Annotated in this window: 12 protein-coding genes, 1 tRNA gene, 3 rRNA genes and 1 pseudogene; 13 read left to right on the forward strand and 4 right to left on the reverse strand. The window is 56.4% G+C overall.

What is annotated here, in order from left to right:
* Positions 1-30: 30 nt before the first annotated feature.
* From AAHB66_RS01100 to AAHB66_RS01110, 3 genes are all read left to right on the forward strand, one after another.
* Positions 31-621: a YjaG family protein gene (locus AAHB66_RS01100; RefSeq protein ID WP_032615911.1), complete on the forward strand. Its 591-nt coding sequence runs from the start codon at positions 31-33 to the stop codon at positions 619-621.
* Positions 622-810: 189 nt separating this feature from the next.
* The gene (gene hupA, locus AAHB66_RS01105) at positions 811-1,083 is read left to right on the forward strand and encodes a nucleoid-associated protein HU-alpha (RefSeq protein WP_032615913.1); all 273 of its coding nucleotides are present in this window, start codon (positions 811-813) and stop codon (positions 1,081-1,083) included.
* A gap of 11 nt (positions 1,084-1,094) precedes the next feature.
* Positions 1,095-1,787 carry a DUF1481 domain-containing protein gene (locus AAHB66_RS01110; protein WP_347114912.1) on the forward strand — a complete coding sequence of 231 codons (693 nt, stop codon included), beginning with the start codon at positions 1,095-1,097 and terminating at the stop codon, positions 1,785-1,787.
* Between the two features lie 42 nt (positions 1,788-1,829).
* Here AAHB66_RS01110 and purD read toward each other — a convergent pair.
* Together purD and purH are read right to left on the reverse strand one after the other, a co-directional pair.
* A pseudogene (gene purD / locus AAHB66_RS01115) lies at positions 1,830-3,123 on the reverse strand (phosphoribosylamine--glycine ligase).
* 15 nt (positions 3,124-3,138) lie between these two features.
* The gene (gene purH / locus AAHB66_RS01120; RefSeq protein ID WP_347114913.1) at positions 3,139-4,728 is read right to left on the reverse strand and encodes a bifunctional phosphoribosylaminoimidazolecarboxamide formyltransferase/IMP cyclohydrolase; all 1,590 of its coding nucleotides are present in this window, start codon (positions 4,726-4,728) and stop codon (positions 3,139-3,141) included.
* A gap of 561 nt (positions 4,729-5,289) precedes the next feature.
* On the opposite strand from purH, the gene AAHB66_RS01125 reads away from it, so the two are divergent.
* The 8 genes from AAHB66_RS01125 (at position 5,290) to aceK (ending at position 16,458) form a co-directional block, all read left to right on the forward strand.
* A 16S ribosomal RNA gene (locus AAHB66_RS01125) occupies positions 5,290-6,833 on the forward strand.
* Between the two features lie 86 nt (positions 6,834-6,919).
* A tRNA-Glu gene (locus tag AAHB66_RS01130) sits at positions 6,920-6,995 on the forward strand.
* Positions 6,996-7,205: 210 nt separating this feature from the next.
* A 23S ribosomal RNA gene (locus tag AAHB66_RS01135) occupies positions 7,206-10,113 on the forward strand.
* A 91-nt stretch (positions 10,114-10,204) separates the two neighbouring features.
* Positions 10,205-10,320 (forward strand): 5S ribosomal RNA (gene rrf, locus AAHB66_RS01140).
* The 16S, 23S and 5S rRNA genes sit together here with 1 tRNA gene alongside, the layout of an rRNA operon.
* A 195-nt stretch (positions 10,321-10,515) precedes the next feature.
* Positions 10,516-11,445 carry a homoserine O-succinyltransferase gene (gene metA, locus AAHB66_RS01145; protein ID WP_347114914.1) on the forward strand — a complete coding sequence of 310 codons (930 nt, stop codon included), beginning with the start codon at positions 10,516-10,518 and terminating at the stop codon, positions 11,443-11,445.
* 270 nt (positions 11,446-11,715) lie between these two features.
* On the forward strand, positions 11,716-13,317 hold the full coding sequence (aceB, locus tag AAHB66_RS01150) for a malate synthase A (protein WP_347114915.1): 1,602 nt from the start codon (positions 11,716-11,718) through the stop codon (positions 13,315-13,317).
* Between the two features lie 33 nt (positions 13,318-13,350).
* Positions 13,351-14,655 (forward strand): isocitrate lyase, encoded by a 1,305-nt coding sequence (gene aceA, locus AAHB66_RS01155; RefSeq protein ID WP_347114916.1) that lies wholly within the window; start codon positions 13,351-13,353, stop codon positions 14,653-14,655.
* 75 nt (positions 14,656-14,730) lie between these two features.
* Positions 14,731-16,458: a bifunctional isocitrate dehydrogenase kinase/phosphatase gene (gene aceK / locus AAHB66_RS01160; RefSeq protein ID WP_347114917.1), complete on the forward strand. Its 1,728-nt coding sequence runs from the start codon at positions 14,731-14,733 to the stop codon at positions 16,456-16,458.
* 107 nt (positions 16,459-16,565) lie between these two features.
* Here the strand turns inward: aceK and iclR are convergent, their stop codons facing one another.
* Positions 16,566-17,390 (reverse strand): glyoxylate bypass operon transcriptional repressor IclR, encoded by an 825-nt coding sequence (gene iclR / locus AAHB66_RS01165; protein WP_333853700.1) that lies wholly within the window; start codon positions 17,388-17,390, stop codon positions 16,566-16,568.
* A gap of 194 nt (positions 17,391-17,584) precedes the next feature.
* Between iclR and metH the strand changes: the two genes are divergently transcribed.
* Both metH and AAHB66_RS01175 read left to right on the forward strand, forming a co-directional pair.
* Positions 17,585-21,268, forward strand: coding sequence for a methionine synthase (gene metH / locus AAHB66_RS01170; RefSeq protein ID WP_347114918.1), 3,684 nt, complete (start codon positions 17,585-17,587; stop codon positions 21,266-21,268).
* 218 nt (positions 21,269-21,486) lie between these two features.
* Positions 21,487-23,118, forward strand: a complete 1,632-nt coding sequence (locus AAHB66_RS01175; RefSeq protein ID WP_347114919.1) for a Na/Pi cotransporter family protein — start codon at positions 21,487-21,489, stop codon at positions 23,116-23,118.
* Here the strand turns inward: AAHB66_RS01175 and AAHB66_RS01180 are convergent.
* A complete protein-coding gene (locus tag AAHB66_RS01180; protein WP_347114920.1) occupies positions 23,115-23,402 on the reverse strand; it encodes an addiction module antidote protein in 288 nt (95 codons plus the stop codon). The two genes, AAHB66_RS01175 and AAHB66_RS01180, sit on opposite strands and share 4 nt — an antisense overlap.
* Positions 23,403-23,533 lie beyond the last annotated feature (131 nt).

The following is a 23,533-nucleotide window of genomic DNA, read 5'->3' on the forward strand; positions in this document are numbered from 1 at the left end:
TGCGGCTAATTTTCGATTCGAGACTTCATCATGTTACAAAACCCGATCCACCTGCGCCTCGAGAAGCTGGAAAGCTGGCAGCATGTCACCTTTATGGCCTGCCTGTGCGAACGCATGTACCCGAACTACGCCATGTTCTGCAAGCAGACTGAATTTGGTGACGGCCAGCTGTATCGCCGTATTCTCGATCTGGTGTGGGAGACGCTGACGGTCAAAGATGCGAAGGTGAACTTCGATTCTCAGCTCGATAAGCTGGAAGAGGCGATCCCCGTTGCCGATGACTATGATGTCTATGGTGTCTATCCGGCAATTGATGCCTGCGTGGCATTAAGTGAACTGATTCACTCGCGCCTGAGTGGCGAAACTCTGGAACATGCCATCGAAGTCAGTAAGGCCTCAATCACTTCCGTAGCGATGCTGGAGATGACCCAGGCTGGTCGTGAAATGACCGATGAAGAGCTCCGTTTAAACCCGGCGGTTGAGCAGGAATGGGACATCCAGTGGGAAATATTCCGTTTGCTGGCAGAGTGCGAAGAACGCGATATCGAGCTGATTAAAGGTCTGCGTGCAGACTTGCGTGAGGCAGGCGAGAGTAACATTGGTATAAATCTTCACCAGTGAAACAATAAAACGTGATTTTACGCCTGTTTTGTCATACCTGTACTCTTCCCTTTCGCCCCCCCGTCTGGTCTACATTTGGGGGGGCGAAAAAAAGTGGCTATCGGTGCGTGTATGCAGGAGAGTGCTTTTTTTGGCATTTTCGTCGCACTCGATGCTTAGCAAGCGATAAACACATTGAAAGGATAACTTATGAACAAGACTCAACTGATTGATGTAATTGCGGACAAGGCTGATCTGTCTAAAGTACAGGCTAAAGCTGCTCTGGAATCCACCCTGGCTGCTATTACTGAGTCTCTGAAAGAAGGCGATGCTGTACAACTGGTAGGTTTCGGTACCTTCAAAGTGAACCACCGCGCTGAGCGTACTGGCCGCAACCCGCAGACCGGTAACGAAATCAAAATCGCTGCAGCTAACGTGCCAGCATTTGTTTCTGGCAAAGCACTGAAAGACGCAGTTAAGTAAGCCGCGTAGCAGTGAACAGTTTTATCGAGGGGGCGGTTTCGCCCCTTTTGTCTGTCTGGCGCCAGGCAATGGCGCTGGCAGGCATACTCTTGCTGTCCGCCTGCAGCCATGACTCTTCTCTGCCGCCTTTTACCGCCAGCGGTTACGCTGACGATCAGGGTGCGGTACGTATCTGGCGTAAAGACACGGACGATGAAGTCCATCTGCTCTCCGCTTTCAGTCCCTGGCATAGCGGCAGTACCACCACCAGTGAATATCGCTGGCAGGGTGATACGCTGGCCTTTATTGACGTGAACATCTACAGCAAGGTGCCCGAGCATGTGCGGGTGCGTTTTGACGACCACGGTGAGCTGAGCTTTATGCAGCGCGAAATCGGCGGTCTTAAGCAGCAACTCTCCACCGATCAAATTGACCTCTACCGCTACCGTGCCGACCAGGTGCGTCAGACCAGCGACGCGCTGCGACAGGGACGGGTAGTGCTGCATCAGGGGCGCTGGCATGCCGACGGCACCGTGACCACCTGCGAAGGCCAGACCCTGAAACCGGATCTTGATAGCTGGGCGACGGAACATATCGGACGGCGTCAGAGCCATTCCTCCATGGAAGTCAGCGTGGCGTGGCTGGAAGCGCCGGAAGGGTCACAGCTGCTGCTGGTGGCGAACGAAGATTTCTGTACCTGGCAGCCAACCGAGAAGAGTTTTTAAATCCCCTCTCCCTGGAGGGAGAGGGTCAGGTTGAGGGAAAAATTACTCCCCTTGCTCCCGCGCAATGGCACGATAGCCAATATCGTTACGGCTGAAGCTACCGTTCCAGCGAATATCCGCCATCAGGGCATAGGCGCGCTGCTGCGCTTGTGCGACGGTATGACCCAGCGCGGTGGCGCACAGAACGCGGCCACCGTTGGTCAGCACGCGATCGTCCTCAGACAGCGTCGTGCCGGCATGAAACACCTTCGCGCCTTCCACCTGCTCCAGCGGCAGACCGTGGATCTCATCCCCGGTGCTGTAGTTGCCAGGGTAGCCACCCGCAGCAATCACCACGCCCAGCGACGCACGCTCGTCCCACTCGGAGGTTTTCGTGTCCAGCTTGCCTTCGCAGGCTGCCAGGCACAGATCCACCAGATCGGATTTCATGCGCAGCATGATCGGCTGAGTTTCCGGATCGCCAAAGCGGCAGTTGAACTCAATCACCTTCGGGTTGCCCTGCTTGTCGATCATCAGGCCAGCGTAGAGGAAACCGGTGTAGGTATTGCCTTCCGCCGCCATGCCTTTAACGGTTGGCCAGATGATGCGGTCCATGGTGCGCTGGTGGACTTCATCAGTTACTACCGGCGCAGGAGAGTAGGCACCCATCCCCCCCGGTGTTCGGGCCGGTATCCGCATCGCCAACGCGCTTGTGATCCTGGCTGGTGGCCATCGGCAGCACATGCTCGCCGTCGACCATCACGATAAAGCTCGCCTCTTCACCGTCGAGGAACTCCTCGATCACGATACGGTGGCCCGCGTCGCCAAAAGCGTTACCCGCCAGCATATCCTGGACCGCGGCTTCAGCCTCTTCGAGGGTCATCGCCACGATCACGCCTTTACCGGCGGCCAGGCCGTCGGCCTTGATGACAATCGGCGCGCCTTTCTCACGCAGATACGCAAGGGCTGGCTCCACTTCGGTGAAGTTCTGATACTCCGCGGTCGGGATGTTATGACGCGCGAGAAAATCTTTAGTGAAGGCTTTAGAGCCTTCCAGTTGGGCGGCACCTTCGGTCGGGCCAAAGATGGTCAGGCCCGCCGCGCGGAACGCATCCACCACGCCAATCACCAGCGGTGCTTCCGGGCCGACGATGGTCAGATCGATCTTCTCGTTCTGGGCAAAGCTCAGCAGCGCCGGGATATCGGTCACGCCGATGGCGACGTTCTGCAGAGCAGGTTCCAAAGCAGTACCGGCGTTACCCGGTGCCACGAAGACGGTGTTCACCTGCGGAGACTGCGCCGCTTTCCACGCCAGGGCGTGCTCGCGCCCGCCGTTACCAATCACTAATACTTTCATTCTCTGCTCCGGGGATTAATGGCGGAAATGACGCATGTCGGTGAAGATCATCGCGATGCCGTGTTCATCGGCAGCGGCAATGACTTCATCATCACGGATAGAACCGCCAGGCTGGATCACGCAGGTAATGCCCACAGCCGCAGCCGCATCGATACCGTCACGGAACGGGAAGAAGGCGTCAGAGGCCATGGCGGAGCCTTTCACTTCCAGACCTTCGTCGCCTGCCTTGATACCGGCAATTTTCGCAGAGTAGACGCGGCTCATCTGGCCTGCACCTATCCCGATGGTCATGTTCTCTTTCGCATAGACGATGGCATTGGATTTCACGAACTTCGCCACCTTCCAGCAGAACAGCGCATCACGCAGTTCCTGTTCGGTCGGCTGACGTTTGCTGACCACGCGCAGGTCGGCTTCTGTCACCATACCCAGGTCACGATCCTGTACCAGCAGACCGCCGTTCACACGCTTGAAGTCCAGGCCCGGAACGCGTTCCGCCCACTGGCCACAGGTCAGCACGCGCACGTTCTGTTTTGCGGCAGTGATTTTCAGGGCTTCTTCAGTGGCAGAAGGGGCGATGATCACTTCAACAAACTGGCGGGAGATGATCGCCTGAGCGGTTTCGGCATCCAGTTCGCGGTTGAAAGCGATAATGCCGCCGAACGCAGAGGTCGGGTCGGTTTTGTACGCGCGATCGTAAGCATCCAGAATCGAGGTGCTGACCGCTACGCCGCATGGGTTGGCGTGCTTGACGATCACGCAGGCTGGCTCGCTGAACTCCTTCACGCACTCCAGCGCCGCGTCGGTGTCTGCGATGTTGTTATAGGAGAGTGCTTTGCCCTGAACCTGCTGTGCGGTGGCAACAGAGGCTTCTTTTACCTCTTCTTCTATATAGAAGGCAGCCTGCTGGTGGCTGTTCTCACCGTAGCGCATATCCTGCTTCTTAATGAAGTTCAGGTTTAAGGTGCGAGAGAAACGGCCGGAAGGTTCGTTGCTTTCGCCGTGATAGGCTGGCACCAGGCTACCGAAGTAGTTGGCAATCATGCTGTCGTAGGCGGCGGTATGTTCGAACGCTTTAATGGCGAGGTCGAAACGGGTCTCGAGATTCAGTGAGCCTTCGTTGGCGTCCATCTCTTTAATAATGGCGTCGTAGTCGCTGCTCTTCACTACGATGGCGACATCTTTATGGTTCTTGGCGGCGGAGCGCACCATGGTCGGGCCGCCGATATCGATATTCTCTACCGCATCTTCCAGGGAGCAGCCTTCACGGGCAACGGTCTGGGCGAACGGGTAGAGGTTAACGACAACCATATCGATCGGTGCGATCCCGTGCTGATCCATAATGCCGTCGTCCTGACCGCGACGACCCAGAATGCCGCCGTGAACTTTCGGGTGCAGGGTTTTGACGCGTCCATCCATCATTTCCGGGAAACCGGTGTAATCGGACACTTCGGTTACCGGCAGGCCTTTATCTGCTAACAGGCGGGCAGTACCGCCAGTGGACAGCAGCTCCACACCACGTGCAGAAAGTGCCTGAGCGAATTCGACGATACCGGCTTTATCAGAAACACTGAGCAGAGCGCGGCGGACTGGACGACGTTGTTGCATGGTAAATCCCCTGGATTTGACGATTACAGAGAGCGTTAGGTGAATTTTCCACATAAAAACTCAACTAACACACCTGGTGGGGGCGCTTTATTTAGCGCGAGCATTTTAACGAAAACGTTTGCGCAACGCTCGCACATTTTCACTTTTTCGTCGCATTGTGGATAAGTCTGTGTGTAATCAGGTATAAAGCGGGGTTTTGCTGGGGAATGCAGCAGTCAGTCATTTTTCTGTCATTTAAGGGTTGCGGCTCCGGGAGAACTCCCTATAATGCGCCTCCATCGACACGGCAGATGTGAATCACTTCACACAAACAGCCGGGCCGGTTGAAGAGAAAAGCGTGAAATAATCGCTTGACTCTGAAAGAGGAAAGCGTAATATACGCCACCTCGCAACGGTGAGCGAAAGCCGCGTTGCACTGCTCTTTAACAATTTATCAGACAATCTGTGTGGGCACTCAAAGTGACATGGATTCTTAATGTCTTCGGACAATAAATGAATACCAAAGTCTCTGAGTGAACATACGTAATTCATTACGAAGTTTAATTCACGAGCATCAAACTTAAATTGAAGAGTTTGATCATGGCTCAGATTGAACGCTGGCGGCAGGCCTAACACATGCAAGTCGAGCGGCAGCGGAAAGTAGCTTGCTACTTTGCCGGCGAGCGGCGGACGGGTGAGTAATGTCTGGGAAACTGCCTGATGGAGGGGGATAACTACTGGAAACGGTAGCTAATACCGCATAACGTCGCAAGACCAAAGAGGGGGACCTTAGGGCCTCTTGCCATCAGATGTGCCCAGATGGGATTAGCTAGTAGGTGGGGTAACGGCTCACCTAGGCGACGATCCCTAGCTGGTCTGAGAGGATGACCAGCCACACTGGAACTGAGACACGGTCCAGACTCCTACGGGAGGCAGCAGTGGGGAATATTGCACAATGGGCGCAAGCCTGATGCAGCCATGCCGCGTGTATGAAGAAGGCCTTCGGGTTGTAAAGTACTTTCAGCGGGGAGGAAGGCGATAAGGTTAATAACCTTGTCGATTGACGTTACCCGCAGAAGAAGCACCGGCTAACTCCGTGCCAGCAGCCGCGGTAATACGGAGGGTGCAAGCGTTAATCGGAATTACTGGGCGTAAAGCGCACGCAGGCGGTCTGTCAAGTCGGATGTGAAATCCCCGGGCTCAACCTGGGAACTGCATTCGAAACTGGCAGGCTAGAGTCTTGTAGAGGGGGGGTAGAATTCCAGGTGTAGCGGTGAAATGCGTAGAGATCTGGAGGAATACCGGTGGCGAAGGCGGCCCCCCTGGACAAAGACTGACGCTCAGGTGCGAAAGCGTGGGGAGCAAACAGGATTAGATACCCTGGTAGTCCACGCCGTAAACGATGTCGACTTGGAGGTTGTTCCCTTGAGGAGTGGCTTCCGGAGCTAACGCGTTAAGTCGACCGCCTGGGGAGTACGGCCGCAAGGTTAAAACTCAAATGAATTGACGGGGGCCCGCACAAGCGGTGGAGCATGTGGTTTAATTCGATGCAACGCGAAGAACCTTACCTACTCTTGACATCCAGAGAACTTAGCAGAGATGCTTTGGTGCCTTCGGGAACTCTGAGACAGGTGCTGCATGGCTGTCGTCAGCTCGTGTTGTGAAATGTTGGGTTAAGTCCCGCAACGAGCGCAACCCTTATCCTTTGTTGCCAGCGGTTAGGCCGGGAACTCAAAGGAGACTGCCAGTGATAAACTGGAGGAAGGTGGGGATGACGTCAAGTCATCATGGCCCTTACGAGTAGGGCTACACACGTGCTACAATGGCGCATACAAAGAGAAGCGACCTCGCGAGAGCAAGCGGACCTCATAAAGTGCGTCGTAGTCCGGATTGGAGTCTGCAACTCGACTCCATGAAGTCGGAATCGCTAGTAATCGTAGATCAGAATGCTACGGTGAATACGTTCCCGGGCCTTGTACACACCGCCCGTCACACCATGGGAGTGGGTTGCAAAAGAAGTAGGTAGCTTAACCTTCGGGAGGGCGCTTACCACTTTGTGATTCATGACTGGGGTGAAGTCGTAACAAGGTAACCGTAGGGGAACCTGCGGTTGGATCACCTCCTTACCTTAAAGAACCTGCCTTTGCAGTGCTCACACAGATTGTCTGATGAAAAGTAAAAAGCAAGGCGTCTTGCCGAAGCAGACTTTAGTGTCCCCTTCGTCTAGAGGCCCAGGACACCGCCCTTTCACGGCGGTAACAGGGGTTCGAATCCCCTAGGGGACGCCACTTGCTGGTTTGTGAGTGAAAGTCACCTGCCTTTATATCTCAAAACTAACTCAGTGAGTTACGTTTGAGATATTTGCTCTTTAAAAATCTGGATCAAGCTGAAAATTGAAACGACACGCCGTGTCTGTTCTCCGTAATAAGAGCAGATAAGCGGTGTGTTGGAGTCTCTCAAATTTTCGCAATCAGAAGTGAAACATCTTCGGGTTGTGAGGTTAAGCGACCAAGCGTACACGGTGGATGCCTAGGCAGTCAGAGGCGATGAAGGACGTGCTAATCTGCGATAAGCGTCGGTAAGGTGATATGAACCGTTATAACCGACGATTTCCGAATGGGGAAACCCAGTGCAATCCGTTGCACTATCGTTAAGTGAATACATAGCTTAACGAAGCGAACCAGGGGAACTGAAACATCTAAGTACCCTGAGGAAAAGAAATCAACCGAGATTCCCCCAGTAGCGGCGAGCGAACGGGGAACAGCCCAGAGTCTGAATCAGCATGTGTGTCAGTGGAAGCGTCTGGAAAGTCGCAGGGTACAGGGTGATACTCCCGTACACGAAGATACACCTGCTGTGAACTCGAAGAGTAGGGCGGGACACGTGGTATCCTGTCTGAATATGGGGGGGACCATCCTCCAAGGCTAAATACTCCTGACTGACCGATAGTGAACCAGTACCGTGAGGGAAAGGCGAAAAGAACCCCGGCGAGGGGAGTGAAAAAGAACCTGAAACCGTGTACGTACAAGCAGTGGGAGCACCTTCGTGGTGTGACTGCGTACCTTTTGTATAATGGGTCAGCGACTTATATTCTGTAGCAAGGTTAACCGTATAGGGGAGCCGAAGGGAAACCGAGTCTTAACTGGGCGTTAAGTTGCAGGGTATAGACCCGAAACCCGGTGATCTAGCCATGGGCAGGTTGAAGGTTGGGTAACACTAACTGGAGGACCGAACCGACTAATGTTGAAAAATTAGCGGATGACTTGTGGCTGGGGGTGAAAGGCCAATCAAACCGGGAGATAGCTGGTTCTCCCCGAAAGCTATTTAGGTAGCGCCTCGTGAATTCATCTCCGGGGGTAGAGCACTGTTTCGGCTAGGGGGCCATCCCGGCTTACCAACCCGATGCAAACTGCGAATACCGGAGAATGTTATCACGGGAGACACACGGCGGGTGCTAACGTCCGTCGTGAAGAGGGAAACAACCCAGACCGCCAGCTAAGGTCCCAAAGTCATGGTTAAGTGGGAAACGATGTGGGAAGGCACAGACAGCCAGGATGTTGGCTTAGAAGCAGCCATCATTTAAAGAAAGCGTAATAGCTCACTGGTCGAGTCGGCCTGCGCGGAAGATGTAACGGGGCTAAACCATGCACCGAAGCTGCGGCAGCGACACTATGTGTTGTTGGGTAGGGGAGCGTTCTGTAAGCCGTCGAAGGTGGACTGTGAGGTCTGCTGGAGGTATCAGAAGTGCGAATGCTGACATAAGTAACGATAAAGCGGGTGAAAAGCCCGCTCGCCGGAAGACCAAGGGTTCCTGTCCAACGTTAATCGGGGCAGGGTGAGTCGACCCCTAAGGCGAGGCCGAAAGGCGTAGTCGATGGGAAACAGGTTAATATTCCTGTACTCGGTGTTACTGCGAAGGGGGGACGGAGAAGGCTATGTTGGCCGGGCGACGGTTGTCCCGGTTTAAGCATGTAGGCGGAGGTTCCAGGTAAATCCGGTACCTTTTCAACGCTGAGGTGTGATGACGAGGCACTACGGTGCTGAAGCAACAAATGCCCTGCTTCCAGGAAAAGCCTCTAAGCATCAGGTAACATCAAATCGTACCCCAAACCGACACAGGTGGTCAGGTAGAGAATACCAAGGCGCTTGAGAGAACTCGGGTGAAGGAACTAGGCAAAATGGTGCCGTAACTTCGGGAGAAGGCACGCTGATATGTAGGTGAAGCCCCTGCGGGTGGAGCTGAAATCAGTCGAAGATACCAGCTGGCTGCAACTGTTTATTAAAAACACAGCACTGTGCAAACACGAAAGTGGACGTATACGGTGTGACGCCTGCCCGGTGCCGGAAGGTTAATTGATGGGGTTAGCGGCAACGCGAAGCTCTTGATCGAAGCCCCGGTAAACGGCGGCCGTAACTATAACGGTCCTAAGGTAGCGAAATTCCTTGTCGGGTAAGTTCCGACCTGCACGAATGGCGTAATGATGGCCAGGCTGTCTCCACCCGAGACTCAGTGAAATTGAAATCGCTGTGAAGATGCAGTGTACCCGCGGCAAGACGGAAAGACCCCGTGAACCTTTACTATAGCTTGACACTGAACACTGGTCCTTGATGTGTAGGATAGGTGGGAGGCTTTGAAGCGTGGACGCCAGTCTGCGTGGAGCCAACCTTGAAATACCACCCTTTAATGGCTGGTGTTCTAACGTGGACCCGTTACCCGGGTTGCGGACAGTGTCTGGTGGGTAGTTTGACTGGGGCGGTCTCCTCCTAAAGAGTAACGGAGGAGCACGAAGGTTAGCTAATCCTGGTCGGACATCAGGAGGTTAGTGCAATGGCATAAGCTAGCTTGACTGCGAGAGTGACGGCTCGAGCAGGTGCGAAAGCAGGTCATAGTGATCCGGTGGTTCTGTATGGAAGGGCCATCGCTCAACGGATAAAAGGTACTCCGGGGATAACAGGCTGATACCGCCCAAGAGTTCATATCGACGGCGGTGTTTGGCACCTCGATGTCGGCTCATCACATCCTGGGGCTGAAGTAGGTCCCAAGGGTACGGCTGTTCGCCGTTTAAAGTGGTACGCGAGCTGGGTTTAGAACGTCGTGAGACAGTTCGGTCCCTATCTGCCGTGGGCGCTGGAGAATTGAGGGGGGGCTGCTCCTAGTACGAGAGGACCGGAGTGGACGCATCACTGGTGTTCGGGTTGTCATGCCAATGGCACTGCCCGGTAGCTAAATGCGGAAGAGATAAGTGCTGAAAGCATCTAAGCACGAAACTTGCCCCGAGATGAGTTCTCCCTGAGCCTTTAAGGCTCCTGAAGGAACGTTGAAGACGACGACGTTGATAGGTCGGGTGTGTAAGCGCAGCGATGCGTTGAGCTAACCGATACTAATGAACCGTGAGGCTTAACCTTACAACGCCGAAGCTGTTTCGGCGGATTTGAGACGATTTTCAGCTGATACAGATTAATCAGGCCGCACAAGCGCCCTGATAAACAGAATTTGCCTGGCGGCTGTAGCGCGGTGGTCCCACCTGACCCCATGCCGAACTCAGAAGTGAAACGCCGTAGCGCCGATGGTAGTGTGGGGTCTCCCCATGCGAGAGTAGGGAACTGCCAGGCATCAATTAAGGAAACCCCGTACCGCAAGGTACGGGGTTTTTTTGCGTTAGGGAAAACAGCGCCAGCCCTGGCAACCCCCCTTTCTTGAAACTTTCTCACCTTTCACATGCAGACTCGACATTTGCTGCATTCCTGGTTATTGTCAGCTATCTGGATGTCTAAACGTTTATACGTATGCTGTGAGGATTTAAGGTTATGCCGATTCGGGTGCAGGACGAGCTACCAGCCGTCAATTTCTTGCGTGAGGAAAATGTCTTTGTCATGAAGGCATCGCGCGCTACAGGTCAGGAAATTCGTCCTCTGAAGGTGCTTATCCTCAACCTGATGCCAAAGAAGATTGAGACGGAGAATCAGTTCCTCCGCTTGCTCTCAAACTCCCCGCTGCAGGTCGATATCCAGCTGCTGCGTATCGATGCGCGCGAGTCCCGCAACACGCCGTCAGAGCATCTCAATAACTTCTACTGTAACTTCGACGACATCCGCGACGAGAATTTTGATGGCCTGATCGTCACCGGTGCGCCGCTGGGCCTGGTTGAGTTCAACGACGTGGCCTACTGGCCGCAGATTAAGCAGGTGCTGGAGTGGGCCAAAGATCACGTCACCTCCACGCTGTTTGTCTGTTGGGCGGTACAGGCGGCCCTCAACATTCTTTACGGCATCCCTAAGCAAACCCGCAGTGAAAAACTTTCAGGCGTCTACGAACACCATATTCTGCACCCCCATGCACTGCTGACGCGGGGCTTTGATGACTCCTTCCTGGCGCCCCATTCACGCTATGCCGATTTCCCGGCGGCACTGATCCGTGACTACACCGATCTGGAGATCCTGGCTGAGAGCGAGGAGGGTGATGCCTACCTGTTCGCCAGCAAAGATAAGCGTATTGCTTTTGTCACCGGCCATCCGGAGTACGATCCCGATACTCTGGCGAGCGAATATTTCCGCGATGTGGAAGCGGGTTTGAACCCAGACGTGCCCTACAACTATTTCCCGCAAAACGATCCGCAGAACAAACCGCGGGCAACCTGGCGCAGCCATGGCAACCTGCTGTTTACTAACTGGCTCAACTACTACGTCTACCAGATCACGCCATACGATCTGCGCCACATGAATCCGACGCTGGAGTAATCCTCTGAGGATCGTGATCCTGTAGCGTTTCAGCTCTCCAGTTAAGGCACCTTCGGGTGCTTTTTTTATTTCCGAAATCTACTCCGTGTTATGAATTATTTTTAATCTGATAAATATCAATCTCTTAAATGCATTTAAATTTTAAAATGGAAATAGTTTTTGATTTTGCCATAAATCCAGATAGTCTTAATTTTGCTGAACGAAAACTACACAACGATCTTTCGTTCGCGTGGGGGAAATGAATTCGGATCAACGACGAGGAGCAGTGGAATGAATCAACAGGCAACCATTATCGATGAACTGGCCTTTAACCAACCGCATGGCGAGCAGGAGCAGCAGGTCCTGACCCCCGATGCCGTTGAGTTTCTTACCGAGCTGGTGACCCGCTTCACGCCAAAACGCAATAAGTTACTGGCCGCACGTATCCAGCAGCAGCAAGACATTGATAACGGAAAGCTGCCTGACTTTATTTCGGAAACTGCTTCCATTCGTGAAGGTGACTGGACGATCCGCGGCATTCCGCAGGATTTGCAGGACCGACGTGTCGAGATCACCGGGCCGGTAGAGCGCAAAATGGTAATCAATGCGCTGAATGCCAATGTGAAAGTCTTTATGGCGGATTTTGAAGATTCGCTGGCACCCAACTGGAACAAAGTGATCGAAGGCCAGATTAACCTGCGCGACGCGGTGAATGGCACCATCAGCCACACCAACGAAGCTGGCAAAATTTATCAGCTCAAGCCCAACCCGGCGGTGCTGGTCTGCCGCGTGCGCGGCCTGCATTTACCGGAAAAGCATGTTACCTGGAACGGGGAAGCGATCCCGGGCAGCCTGTTCGACTTTGCCCTCTACTTCTTCCATAACCATAAAAATCTGCTGGCAAAAGGCAGCGGCCCCTATTTCTACCTGCCGAAAACCCAGTCCTGGCAGGAAGCGGCCTGGTGGAGCGAGGTCTTCAGCTATGCCGAAGATCGTTTCGACCTGCCGCGCGGCACCATCAAAGCCACGCTGCTGATTGAAACCCTGCCGGCGGTGTTCCAGATGGATGAGATCCTGCATGCCCTGCGTGACCATATCGTTGGCCTGAACTGCGGCCGCTGGGATTACATTTTCAGCTATATCAAGACTCTGAAAAACCACCCCGATCGCGTCCTGCCGGATCGCCAGGTGGTGACCATGGATAAATCATTCCTGAATGCCTACTCGCGTCTGCTGATCAAAACCTGCCACAAGCGCGGCGCCTTCGCGATGGGCGGTATGGCGGCCTTTATTCCGAGCAAAGACAGCGAGCGTAACAATCAGGTGCTGAACAAGGTGAAGGCCGACAAAGAGCTGGAAGCCAGCAACGGTCATGACGGCACCTGGGTGGCGCATCCCGGGCTGGCCGATACCGCCATGGAGGTGTTCAACCGCATTCTGGGCGATAACAAAAATCAGCTGCACGTAACCCGCGAAGAGGATGCGCCAGTCACCGCCGCACAGCTGCTCGAGCCGTGCGAGGGCGAGCGCACCGAAGAGGGAATGCGTGCCAATATCCGCGTGGCGGTGCAGTACATCGAAGCGTGGATCTCCGGCAACGGCTGTGTGCCGATTTACGGTCTGATGGAGGATGCCGCCACCGCCGAGATCTCGCGTACCTCTATCTGGCAGTGGATCCACCATCAGAAGACCCTCAGCAACGGCAAACCGGTCACCAAAGCCCTGTTCCGCCAGATGCTGTCAGAAGAGATGCTGAACATTCAGGAAGAGCTGGGCGAGCACCGCTTCAGCAGCGGTCGCTTCGACGCCGCCGCACGCCTGATGGAGCAGATCACCACCTCAGATGAGCTCATCGACTTCCTGACGCTGCCTGGCTACCGCTTGCTGGCCTGATTTCACCACATAACAATAATGGAGCATCTGCACATGAAAACCCGTACCCAACAAATCGACGCATTACAGAACGAGTGGACTCAACCGCGCTGGGAAGGCATTGAACGCCCTTATAGCGCAGAGGAAGTGGTGAAGTTACGCGGCTCGGTCAATCCGGAGTGCACCCTGGCGCAGCTGGGAGCGGCAAAAATGTGGCGTCTGCTGCACGGTGAATCGAAAAAGGGCTATATCAACAGCCTCGGCGCGCTGACAGGTGGCCAGGCGTTACAGCAGGCGAAAGCGGGCATTGAAGCAGTCTACCTCTCGGGCTGGCAGGTCGCGGCGGATGCCAACCTGGCGTCCAGCATGTACCCGGACCAGTCCCTCTATCCGGCGAACTCTGTCCCGGCAGTGGTGGAGCGCATCAACAACACCTTCCGTCGGGCGGATCAGATCCAGTGGGCGTCCGGGATTGAGCCAAACGATCCGCGCTTTGTGGATTACTTCCTGCCGATCGTCGCCGATGCTGAAGCGGGGTTTGGCGGGGTGCTGAACGCCTTCGAGCTGATGAAATCGATGATTGAAGCCGGTGCAGCGGCCGTTCACTTCGAAGATCAGCTAGCCTCGGTGAAGAAGTGCGGACACATGGGCGGCAAAGTGCTGGTGCCAACGCAGGAGGCGATTCAGAAACTGGTGGCCGCCCGTCTGGCCGCTGACGTGCTGGGCGTCCCGACGCTGGTGATTGCCCGTACCGATGCCGATGCCGCGGACCTGATCACCTCCGATTGCGACCCTTACGACAGTCAGTTTATTACCGGGGAGCGGACCAGCGAAGGCTTCTATCGTACCCATGCCGGCATTGAACAGGCGATCAGCCGCGGTCTGGCCTACGCCCCTTATGCGGATCTGGTGTGGTGCGAGACCTCCACCCCGGACCTGGCCCTGGCTAAACGCTTTGCTGATGCCATCCATGCGAAATATCCGGGCAAACTGCTGGCCTATAACTGCTCACCATCCTTCAACTGGCAGAAAAACCTGGACGATAAAACCATCGCCAGCTTCCAGCAAGAGCTGTCGGACATGGGCTACAAGTATCAGTTCATCACCCTCGCGGGCATTCACAGCATGTGGTTCAACATGTTCGATCTGGCGCACGCCTACGCCCAGGGCGAGGGCATGAAGCACTACGTCGAGAAGGTCCAGCAGCCGGAGTTCGCAGCAAGCCAAAAGGGCTATACCTTTGCCTCGCATCAGCAGGAAGTGGGAACGGGCTACTTCGATAACGTCACCACCATCATTCAGGGCGGCGCCTCCTCCGTAACCGCGCTGACCGGGTCGACCGAAGAAGCACAGTTCTGATAACGGAAACGCCCGGTGGCGCTACGCTTACCGGGCCTACGGTTCCTTGGGAGAGGGTTAGGGTGAGGGGAAGCTATGTCGCGTGGCATGGAGTTACTGATTGCACAAACCATCCTGCAGGGCTTTGATGCCCAGTATGGCCGCTTTCTGGAGGTGACTGCCGGGGCGCAGCAGCGCTTTGAGCAGGCCGACTGGCACGCGGTGCAGCAGGCCATGAAGCAGCGTATCCACCTCTACGATCACCATGTGGGCCTGGTAGTGGAGCAACTGCGCTGCATCACCGGGCACACCAGTACCGATGCCGCGTTCTTACTGCGTGTGAAAGAGCATTACACCCATCTGCTGCCGGATTACCCTCGCTTTGAAATTGCGGAGAGCTTTTTCAACTCCGTCTACTGTCGGCTGTTTGACCACCGCTCCCTGTCACCGGAGCGGCTCTTTATTTTCAGCTCTCAGCCCGGACAACGTTTTCGCACCCTGTCGCGCCCGCTGGCGAAAGATTTCTTTCCCGACCAGGGCTGGGAGGCGCTGTTAACCAAGGTGTTAGCCGACCTTCCTCTGCGTCTGCCCTGGCAAAATCGCCCGCGTGATGTCGGGTATATCATCGCCCATCTGTCTGAAACGCTGGGTGCAGACAACCTGCGCAACTGCCATCTGCAGGTCGCTAACGAACTCTTTTATCGCAACAAAGCCGCCTGGCTGGTGGGCAAGCTGGTTACGCCGGACGCCACGCTGCCGTTTCTGCTGCCCATTCACCGCAGCGATGAAGGGGAGCTGGCGGTGGATACCTGCCTGACCACCAACGCCGAGGCCAGCATCGTTTTCGGTTTCGCCCGCTCCTATTTTATGGTTTATGCCCCGCAGCCGGGCGCGCTGGTGGAGTGGTTGCGGGAGATCCTGCCCGGTAAAACCACCGCCGAGCTCTATATGGCGATAGGGTGTCAGAAGCACGCCAAAACAGAGAGCTATCGGGAGTATCTGCACTATATCGCCCGTGCCGACGAGCAGTTTATCGAGGCGCCGGGCATTCGCGGTATGGTGATGCTGGTCTTCACCCTGCCGGGATTTGATCGGGTCTTTAAGGTGATTAAGGACAGGTTCGCCCCGCAAAAAGAGATGACTGCTGCTCACGTCCGTGCCTGCTATCAGCTGGTTAAGGAGCACGATCGCGTCGGGCGCATGGCGGATACCCAGGAGTTTGAGAACTTCGTACTGGATAAGCGGCAGATTGCGCCGGAACTGATGGCGCTGTTGCTCCAGGAGGCGCCGGGAAAAATCAGCGATCTGGGCGACCGGATTGCCATCAGCCACCTCTATATCGAACGGCGGATGGTGCCGCTCAATATCTGGCTGGAGCAGGCGGAGGGGCAGGCGCTGCACGACGCCATCGAAGAGTACGGCAACGCTATCCGTCAGCTGGCGGCGGCCAACATCTTTCCGGGCGATATGTTGTTTAAAAACTTCGGCGTCACCCGCCACGGGCGGGTGGTGTTCTACGATTACGACGAAATCTGCTACATGACGGAAGTGAATTTCCGTGAGATCCCGCCCCCGCGTTATCCGGAAGATGAACTCGCCAGCGAGCCCTGGTACAGCGTCTCACCGGGGGATGTCTTCCCGGAGGAGTTTCGTCACTGGCTCTGCGCCGACCCACGCATCGGGACGCTGTTTGAGGAGATGCATGCCGATCTGTTCCGCGCTGACTACTGGCGGAGCCTGCAGACGCGCATCCAGAACGGGCATGTGGAAGATGTATATGCTTACCGGCGTAAGCAGCGGTTTAGCGTGCGGTATGCTGCATAACGTGCGGTCTGGTGCCCTGACCCTCTCCCTCGGGGAGAGGGAACAAACACTAAAAACGGCAACAAGGTTGCCGTTTTGCATTTACCTCGCCGCCGGGCATTTAAGACTTAACGGATCCCACCATACGCCAGCGTCACCTCTTTCGCCGCCTTAATCACCAGCGCCCCCAGCTCGGTCACCCGGTCATCGGTCATTCGCGAGATCGGCCCGGAAATGGAGATGGCGGCAAAAGGCTCGCGGTGTTCGTCAAAAATACAGGCTGCCAGGCAGCGCAGACCGAGCGCATGCTCTTCGTCATCAAAGGAGTAGCCGCGCTTGCGCGTCAGGGCCAAATCCTCTTTCAGATGCACCGGTGAGACCAGCGTCGCATGAGTATAAGCGTGCAGCCCTTTACGGTGTAGCAGGCCCGTGACCTGCTCCTCGCTGAGCTGGGATAAAAACGCCTTCCCGGCCCCGGAGGCGTGCATCGGCAGCTTGCCGCCAATCGGCGCCGACATGCGCATCAGCTGAGTACACTGCACCTGGTCGATAATAATCGCCTGGTGATCGCTCTGGTCGAGCACCGCCAGGTTGACCGTCTCGCCGGAGTCCTCCATCAGCTTGCGCAGGATCGGGTGCACGATAGCGAGCAGGTTACGACTCTGTAAAAAGCTGCTGCCGACGATAAACGCATGGGCACCCACGGACCAGTGCCCCAGCTCGCCCACCTGACGGACAAAGCCCAGCTGCTGCATGGTGGTCAGCAGGCGATGGGTGGTGGAGTTCGGCAGGCCAGCCTGCTGGGCCAGCTCGGTCAGCGCCACGCTGCTGTGCGACTCGGCTATCCACTCCAGCAGTTTAAGGCCCCGCGTCAGGGACTGGACTTGTCCGCCCGCCGGGGCGGTTGCGGCGGCGGGTTTTCTGCCGCGTTTAGCGGGAACGGTGGCGACCATGACAGGCTCCTTTTTCTGTATCGTGGAAATCATTTTCGTTTTATTTGGCTGTTTTGCAACCGCTATCCTTACTGATCGGAGGAGTTATGGTGAACATGTCTCATGTTACCGCAGTGTGACTTTTCCCCTTTGCAAGATTATGCCAGTATGGTCTGCTGGCCTTTTGGCCTGGTTGAGCGTTGTCGGGAGCAAGTGTGAGCAGCAAAGTAGATCAACTGCGTGCGCAGTTAAATGAACGCATTCTGGTGCTGGATGGCGGTATGGGCACCATGATCCAGAGCTATCGTCTGAGTGAAGACGACTTTCGCGGCGACCGCTTCGCCGACTGGCCCTGCGATCTGAAAGGTAATAACGACCTGCTGGTGCTCAGTAAGCCAGAGATTATCGCCGCCATTCATTACGCCTATTTCGAGGCGGGTGCGGATATCGTTGAGACCAACACCTTCAACTCGACAACCATCGCCATGGCGGATTACGAGATGGAATCCCTGTCGGCGGAGATCAACTACGAGGCGGCGAAGCTGGCCCGTGCCTGTGCCGACGAGTGGACGGCCCGTACGCCGGAGAAACCGCGCTACGTGGCCGGGGTGCTCGGCCCGACCAACCGCACCGCCTCTATCTCACCGGACGTCAACGATCCGGCATTTCGTAATATCACCTTTGACCAGCTGGTGGCCGCCTACCGCGAATCGACCCGTGCGCTGGTGGAAGGCGGTTCCGATCTGATCATGATTGAAACGGTCTTCGATACCCTCAACGCCAAAGCCGCTATCTATGCGGTGAAAGAGGAGTTTGAAGCCCTGGGCGTGGATCTGCCGATCATGATCTCCGGCACCATCACCGATGCCTCTGGTCGTACCCTGTCCGGACAGACCACCGAAGCCTTTTATAACTCCCTGCGTCACGCCGATGCCCTGAGCTTTGGCCTGAACTGTGCCCTGGGGCCGGACGAACTGCGCCAGTATGTGCAGGAGCTGTCGCGCATTGCGGATTGCTACGTAACCGCCCACCCGAACGCTGGCCTGCCGAACGCCTTTGGGGAATACGATCTCGACGCTGCGACCATGGCGGCGCAGATCCGCGAATGGGCTGAATCTGGTTTCCTGAATATCGTCGGCGGCTGCTGCGGCACCACGCCGGAGCATATCGCCGCTATGAGCAACGCGGTGGCGGGCCTGCCTCCGCGCAAGCTGCCCGAGCTGCCGGTGGCCTGCCGACTGGCCGGTCTTGAGCCGCTGAACATCGGCGATGAGAGCCTGTTTGTGAACGTCGGGGAACGTACCAACGTCACCGGCTCCGCGAAGTTCAAGCGCCTGATCAAAGAAGAGAAATACAGCGAAGCGCTGGACGTTGCCCGCCAGCAGGTAGAGAGCGGCGCGCAAATTATCGATATCAACATGGATGAGGGGATGCTCGACGCCGAAGCGGCGATGGTGCGTTTCCTCAACCTGATTGCCGGTGAACCGGACATTGCCCGCGTGCCGATCATGATCGACTCCTCGAAATGGGAGGTGATCGAGAAAGGGCTGAAGTGCATTCAGGGCAAGGGCATCGTTAACTCGATCTCGATGAAAGAGGGGGTTGAGCCCTTTATCCATCACGCCAAACTGGTGCGCCGCTACGGTGCCGCCGTGGTGGTGATGGCCTTCGATGAAGTCGGCCAGGCCGATACCCGCGAGCGCAAAATTGAGATCTGCCGCCGCGCGTACCAGATTTTGACCGAAGAGGTCGGCTTCCCACCGGAAGACATTATCTTTGACCCGAACATCTTTGCCGTTGCGACCGGGATAGAAGAGCACAACAACTATGCCCAGGACTTTATCGGTGCCTGTGAAGACATCAAACGCGAGCTGCCGCACGCCCTGATCTCTGGCGGCGTTTCCAACGTGTCGTTCTCGTTCCGCGGCAATGACCCGGTGCGTGAAGCCATCCACGCGGTATTCCTCTACTACGCCATCCGCAACGGGATGGACATGGGCATCGTCAACGCCGGCCAGCTGGCGATATATGACGATCTGCCGACGGAGCTGCGCGACGCGGTTGAAGACGTGATCCTCAACCGCCGCGACGATGCCACCGAACGCATGCTGGAGCTGGCCGAAAAATATCGCGGCAGCAAAGCTGATGACAGCGCCAACGTCCAGCAGGCGGAGTGGCGTTCCTGGGACGTGAAAAAGCGTCTCGAATATTCGCTGGTAAAAGGCATCACCGAATTTATCGAGCTGGATACCGAAGAGGCCCGCCAGCAGGCTGCGCGTCCTATTGAGGTGATCGAAGGCCCGCTGATGGACGGCATGAACGTGGTGGGCGATCTGTTCGGCGAGGGCAAAATGTTCCTGCCGCAGGTGGTGAAATCGGCCCGCGTGATGAAACAGGCGGTGGCTTACCTAGAACCTTACATCGAAGCCAGTAAAGAAAAAGGCTCCAGTAATGGCAAGATGGTGATCGCCACCGTGAAAGGCGACGTGCATGACATCGGCAAAAACATCGTCGGCGTGGTGCTGCAGTGTAATAACTACGAGATTATCGATCTGGGCGTGATGGTGCCGGCGGATAAAATCCTCAAAACCGCGCGCGAAGTGAATGCTGACCTGATTGGTCTCTCGGGGCTGATCACCCCGTCGCTGGACGAGATGGTCAACGTGGCGAAAGAGATGGAGCGCCAGGGCTTTACCCTGCCGCTGCTGATTGGCGGCGCGACCACTTCGAAAGCGCACACCGCGGTGAAGATCGAGCAGAACTACAGCGGGCCGACGGTTTACGTGCAGAACGCCTCGCGCACGGTGGGCGTGGTTTCGGCGCTGCTTTCCGCGACCCAGCGCGACGACTTTGTTGCCAGAACCCGCAAAGAGTACGAAACGGTGCGCATCCAGCACGCGCGCAAAAAGCCGCGCACCCCGCCGGTGACCCTGGCGGCGGCACGGGATAACGACCTGGCCTTTGACTGGGCAAGCTACACGCCGCCGGTCGCCCATCGTCTGGGCGTGCAGGAGGTGACGGCCAGCATCGAAACCCTGCGCAACTACATCGACTGGACGCCGTTCTTTATGACCTGGTCGCTGGCCGGGAAATATCCGCGCATCCTTGAAGATGAAGTGGTGGGTGAAGAGGCCCAGCGCCTGTTTAAAGATGCCAACGACCTGCTCGACCAGCTCAGCGAGGAGAAAACCCTCAACCCGCGCGGCGTGGTGGGGTTGTTCCCGGCCAACCGCGTGGGCGATGACATCGAGATCTATCGCGATGAAACCCGTACCCACGTGCTGACGGTCGGCCATCATCTGCGTCAGCAGACCGAGAAGATCGGTTTTGCCAACTACTGCCTGGCCGATTTCGTCGCGCCGAAGCTGAGCGGTAAAGCCGACTACATCGGCGCCTTTGCCGTGACCGGCGGGCTGGAAGAGGACGCGCTGGCGGAGGCCTACGAAGCGCAGCACGATGATTACAATAAGATCATGATCAAAGCGATTGCCGACCGTCTGGCCGAGGCCTTTGCGGAATACCTGCATGAGCGGGTGCGTAAAGTGTACTGGGGCTATGCGCCGAACGAGAACCTCAGCAACGAGGAGCTGATCCGCGAGAACTACCAGGGCATTCGCCCGGCGCCAGGCTATCCGGCCTGCCCGGAGCATACCGAGAAAGGCACCATCTGGCAGCTTCTGGATGTCGAAGCCCATACCGGCATGAAGCTCACCGAATCCTTCGCCATGTGGCCGGGGGCATCGGTGTCCGGCTGGTATTTCAGCCACCCTGACAGCAAATACTACGCCGTGGCGCAGATCCAGCGCGATCAGGTGGAAGATTATGCCCTGCGTAAAGGGATGAGCGTTTCTGAAGTGGAGCGCTGGCTGGCACCGAATCTGGGGTATGACGCAGACTAAGGTCACGTTTCCTTACAACAAACAGGGCACCCACCGGGTGCCCTGTCTCTTTCTTACGTTTGAACCCTTATACTGAACGAAGGCTCCTTCGGCATTGCCCGGTGGCGCTCTCGCTTACCGGGCCTACAGGTAGGCCGGATAAGGCATCGCCGCCATCCGGCAATACAGCGCGCTAAGAGCCTCAGGAAAATGGATAACGAAAAGGAGGACCTACATCCGTGCTGACACTGCTACATCTGCTTTCTGCCGTGGCGTTGCTGGTTTGGGGCACGCACATTGTCCGTACCGGCGTGATGCGTGTTTTTGGTGCTCGCTTACGCACCGTCCTCAGCCGTAGCGTTGAGAAAAAACCGCTCGCGTTCTGCGCCGGCATTGGCGTAACCGCGCTGGTGCAAAGCAGCAACGCCACTACCATGCTGGTCACCTCATTTGTGGCCCAGGATCTGGTGGCGCTGACCCCTGCGCTGGTGATTGTCCTCGGTGCTGACGTGGGGACCGCGCTGATGGCGCGGGTATTAACCTTCGATCTCTCCTGGCTGTCGCCGCTGCTGATTTTCATCGGCGTGATATTTTTCCTTGGCCGTAAACAGACCCGCGCCGGACAGCTGGGACGCGTGGGGATCGGCCTGGGGCTGATCCTTCTGGCGCTGGAGCTGATCGTCCAGGCCGTCACCCCCATCACCCAGGCCAGCGGTGTGCAGGTCATCTTCGCCTCGCTGACCGGTGATATTCTGCTGGATGCGCTGATTGGCGCGGTGTTTGCCCTGATCAGCTACTCCAGCCTGGCGGCGGTACTGTTAACCGCCACCCTCACCGCGGCAGGAATTATCTCCTTCCCGGTGGCCCTGTGTCTGGTGATAGGCGCTAACCTCGGCTCCGGCCTGCTGGCGATGCTCAACAACAGTGCCGCCAACGCCGCGGCCCGTCGCGTGGCCCTCGGCAGCCTGCTGTTTAAGCTGGTGGGCAGTCTGGTGATCCTGCCATTCGTCTATCCGCTGGCGAACCTGATGGACAACCTGCCGCTGCCGAAATCGGAGCTGGTGATCTACTTCCACGTCTTCTACAACCTGGTCCGCTGCGTGGCGATGGTGCCCTTTGCTGAGCCGATGGCGCGGTTCTGTAAGCGGGTGATCCGCGATGAGCCGGAGCTGGATGCACGCCTGAAACCGAAACATCTGGATACCTCAGCCCTGGATACGCCAGCGCTGGCGCTGGCCAATGCTGCCCGGGAAACGCTGCGCATGGGCGATGCCATGGAGCTGATGCTGGAAGGACTGAAAAAGGTGATGCATGGCGAACCGCGGGAGGAAAAAGATCTGCGCAAGCTCGCCGATGACATCAACGTGCTCTATACCGCCATTAAGCTCTATCTGGCGCGGATGCCAAAAGATGAGCTGGCGGAGGAGGAGTCCCGCCGCTGGGCGGAGATTATCGAGATGTCGCTCAACCTTGAGCAGGCCTCCGATATCGTTGAGCGCATGGGGAGTGAAATCGCTGATAAATCGCTGGCGGCCCGCCGGGCATTTTCCCTCGAAGGGGTCAAAGAGCTGGATGCGCTGCACGATCAGCTGCTGGCTAACCTCAGGCTGGCGATGTCGGTCTTTTTCTCCAGCGATCTGGCCAGCGCCCGTCGTCTGCGCCGCAACAAGCACCGCTTCCGCATCCTCAACCGCCGCTACTCCCACGCGCACGTCGACCGGCTGCACCAGCAGAACGTGCAAAGTATCGAGACCAGCTCCCTGCATATGGGGCTGCTGGGCGACATGAAGCGTCTTAACTCCCTGTTCTGCGCGGTGGCGTACAGCGTGATGGAACAGCCGGATGAAGATGATGGCCGGGATGAGTATTAATCTGTTGCGTTTTTAATGGCTAACCCAAGACCCAATGCTTTCATCACTGCCAGGGTGGTTTTAAGTGTTGGGTTACCTTTCTCACTGAACGAGCGATAAAGCTGTTCGCGCGAAAGTCCTGTCTGGGCCGCAATCTGCGTCATGCCTTTGGCGCGGGCAACTACGCCAAGGGCTTGCGCTATATAGGCCGCATCACCCGTTTCCAGCGCATCGGCCATGAATACAGCTATTTCCTCATCATTAATGAGCGCGCTGGCAGGATCGTAGTGGGTCAATTTATTCATCGCAAATGATCTCCTGATTGTCGAGCGATCTGGCGAGGATTTTAGCCATCTCTATATCTTTTTTTTGGCTGCTTTTATCGCCACCACAGAGCAGGATAATGAGAACATCCCCTCGTTGTTGATAGTAGAGC

Origin of the sequence: Leclercia sp. S52 (assembly GCF_039727615.1) — a bacterium.
In the GTDB taxonomy this organism is placed as follows: domain Bacteria; phylum Pseudomonadota; class Gammaproteobacteria; order Enterobacterales; family Enterobacteriaceae; genus Enterobacter; species Enterobacter adecarboxylatus_B.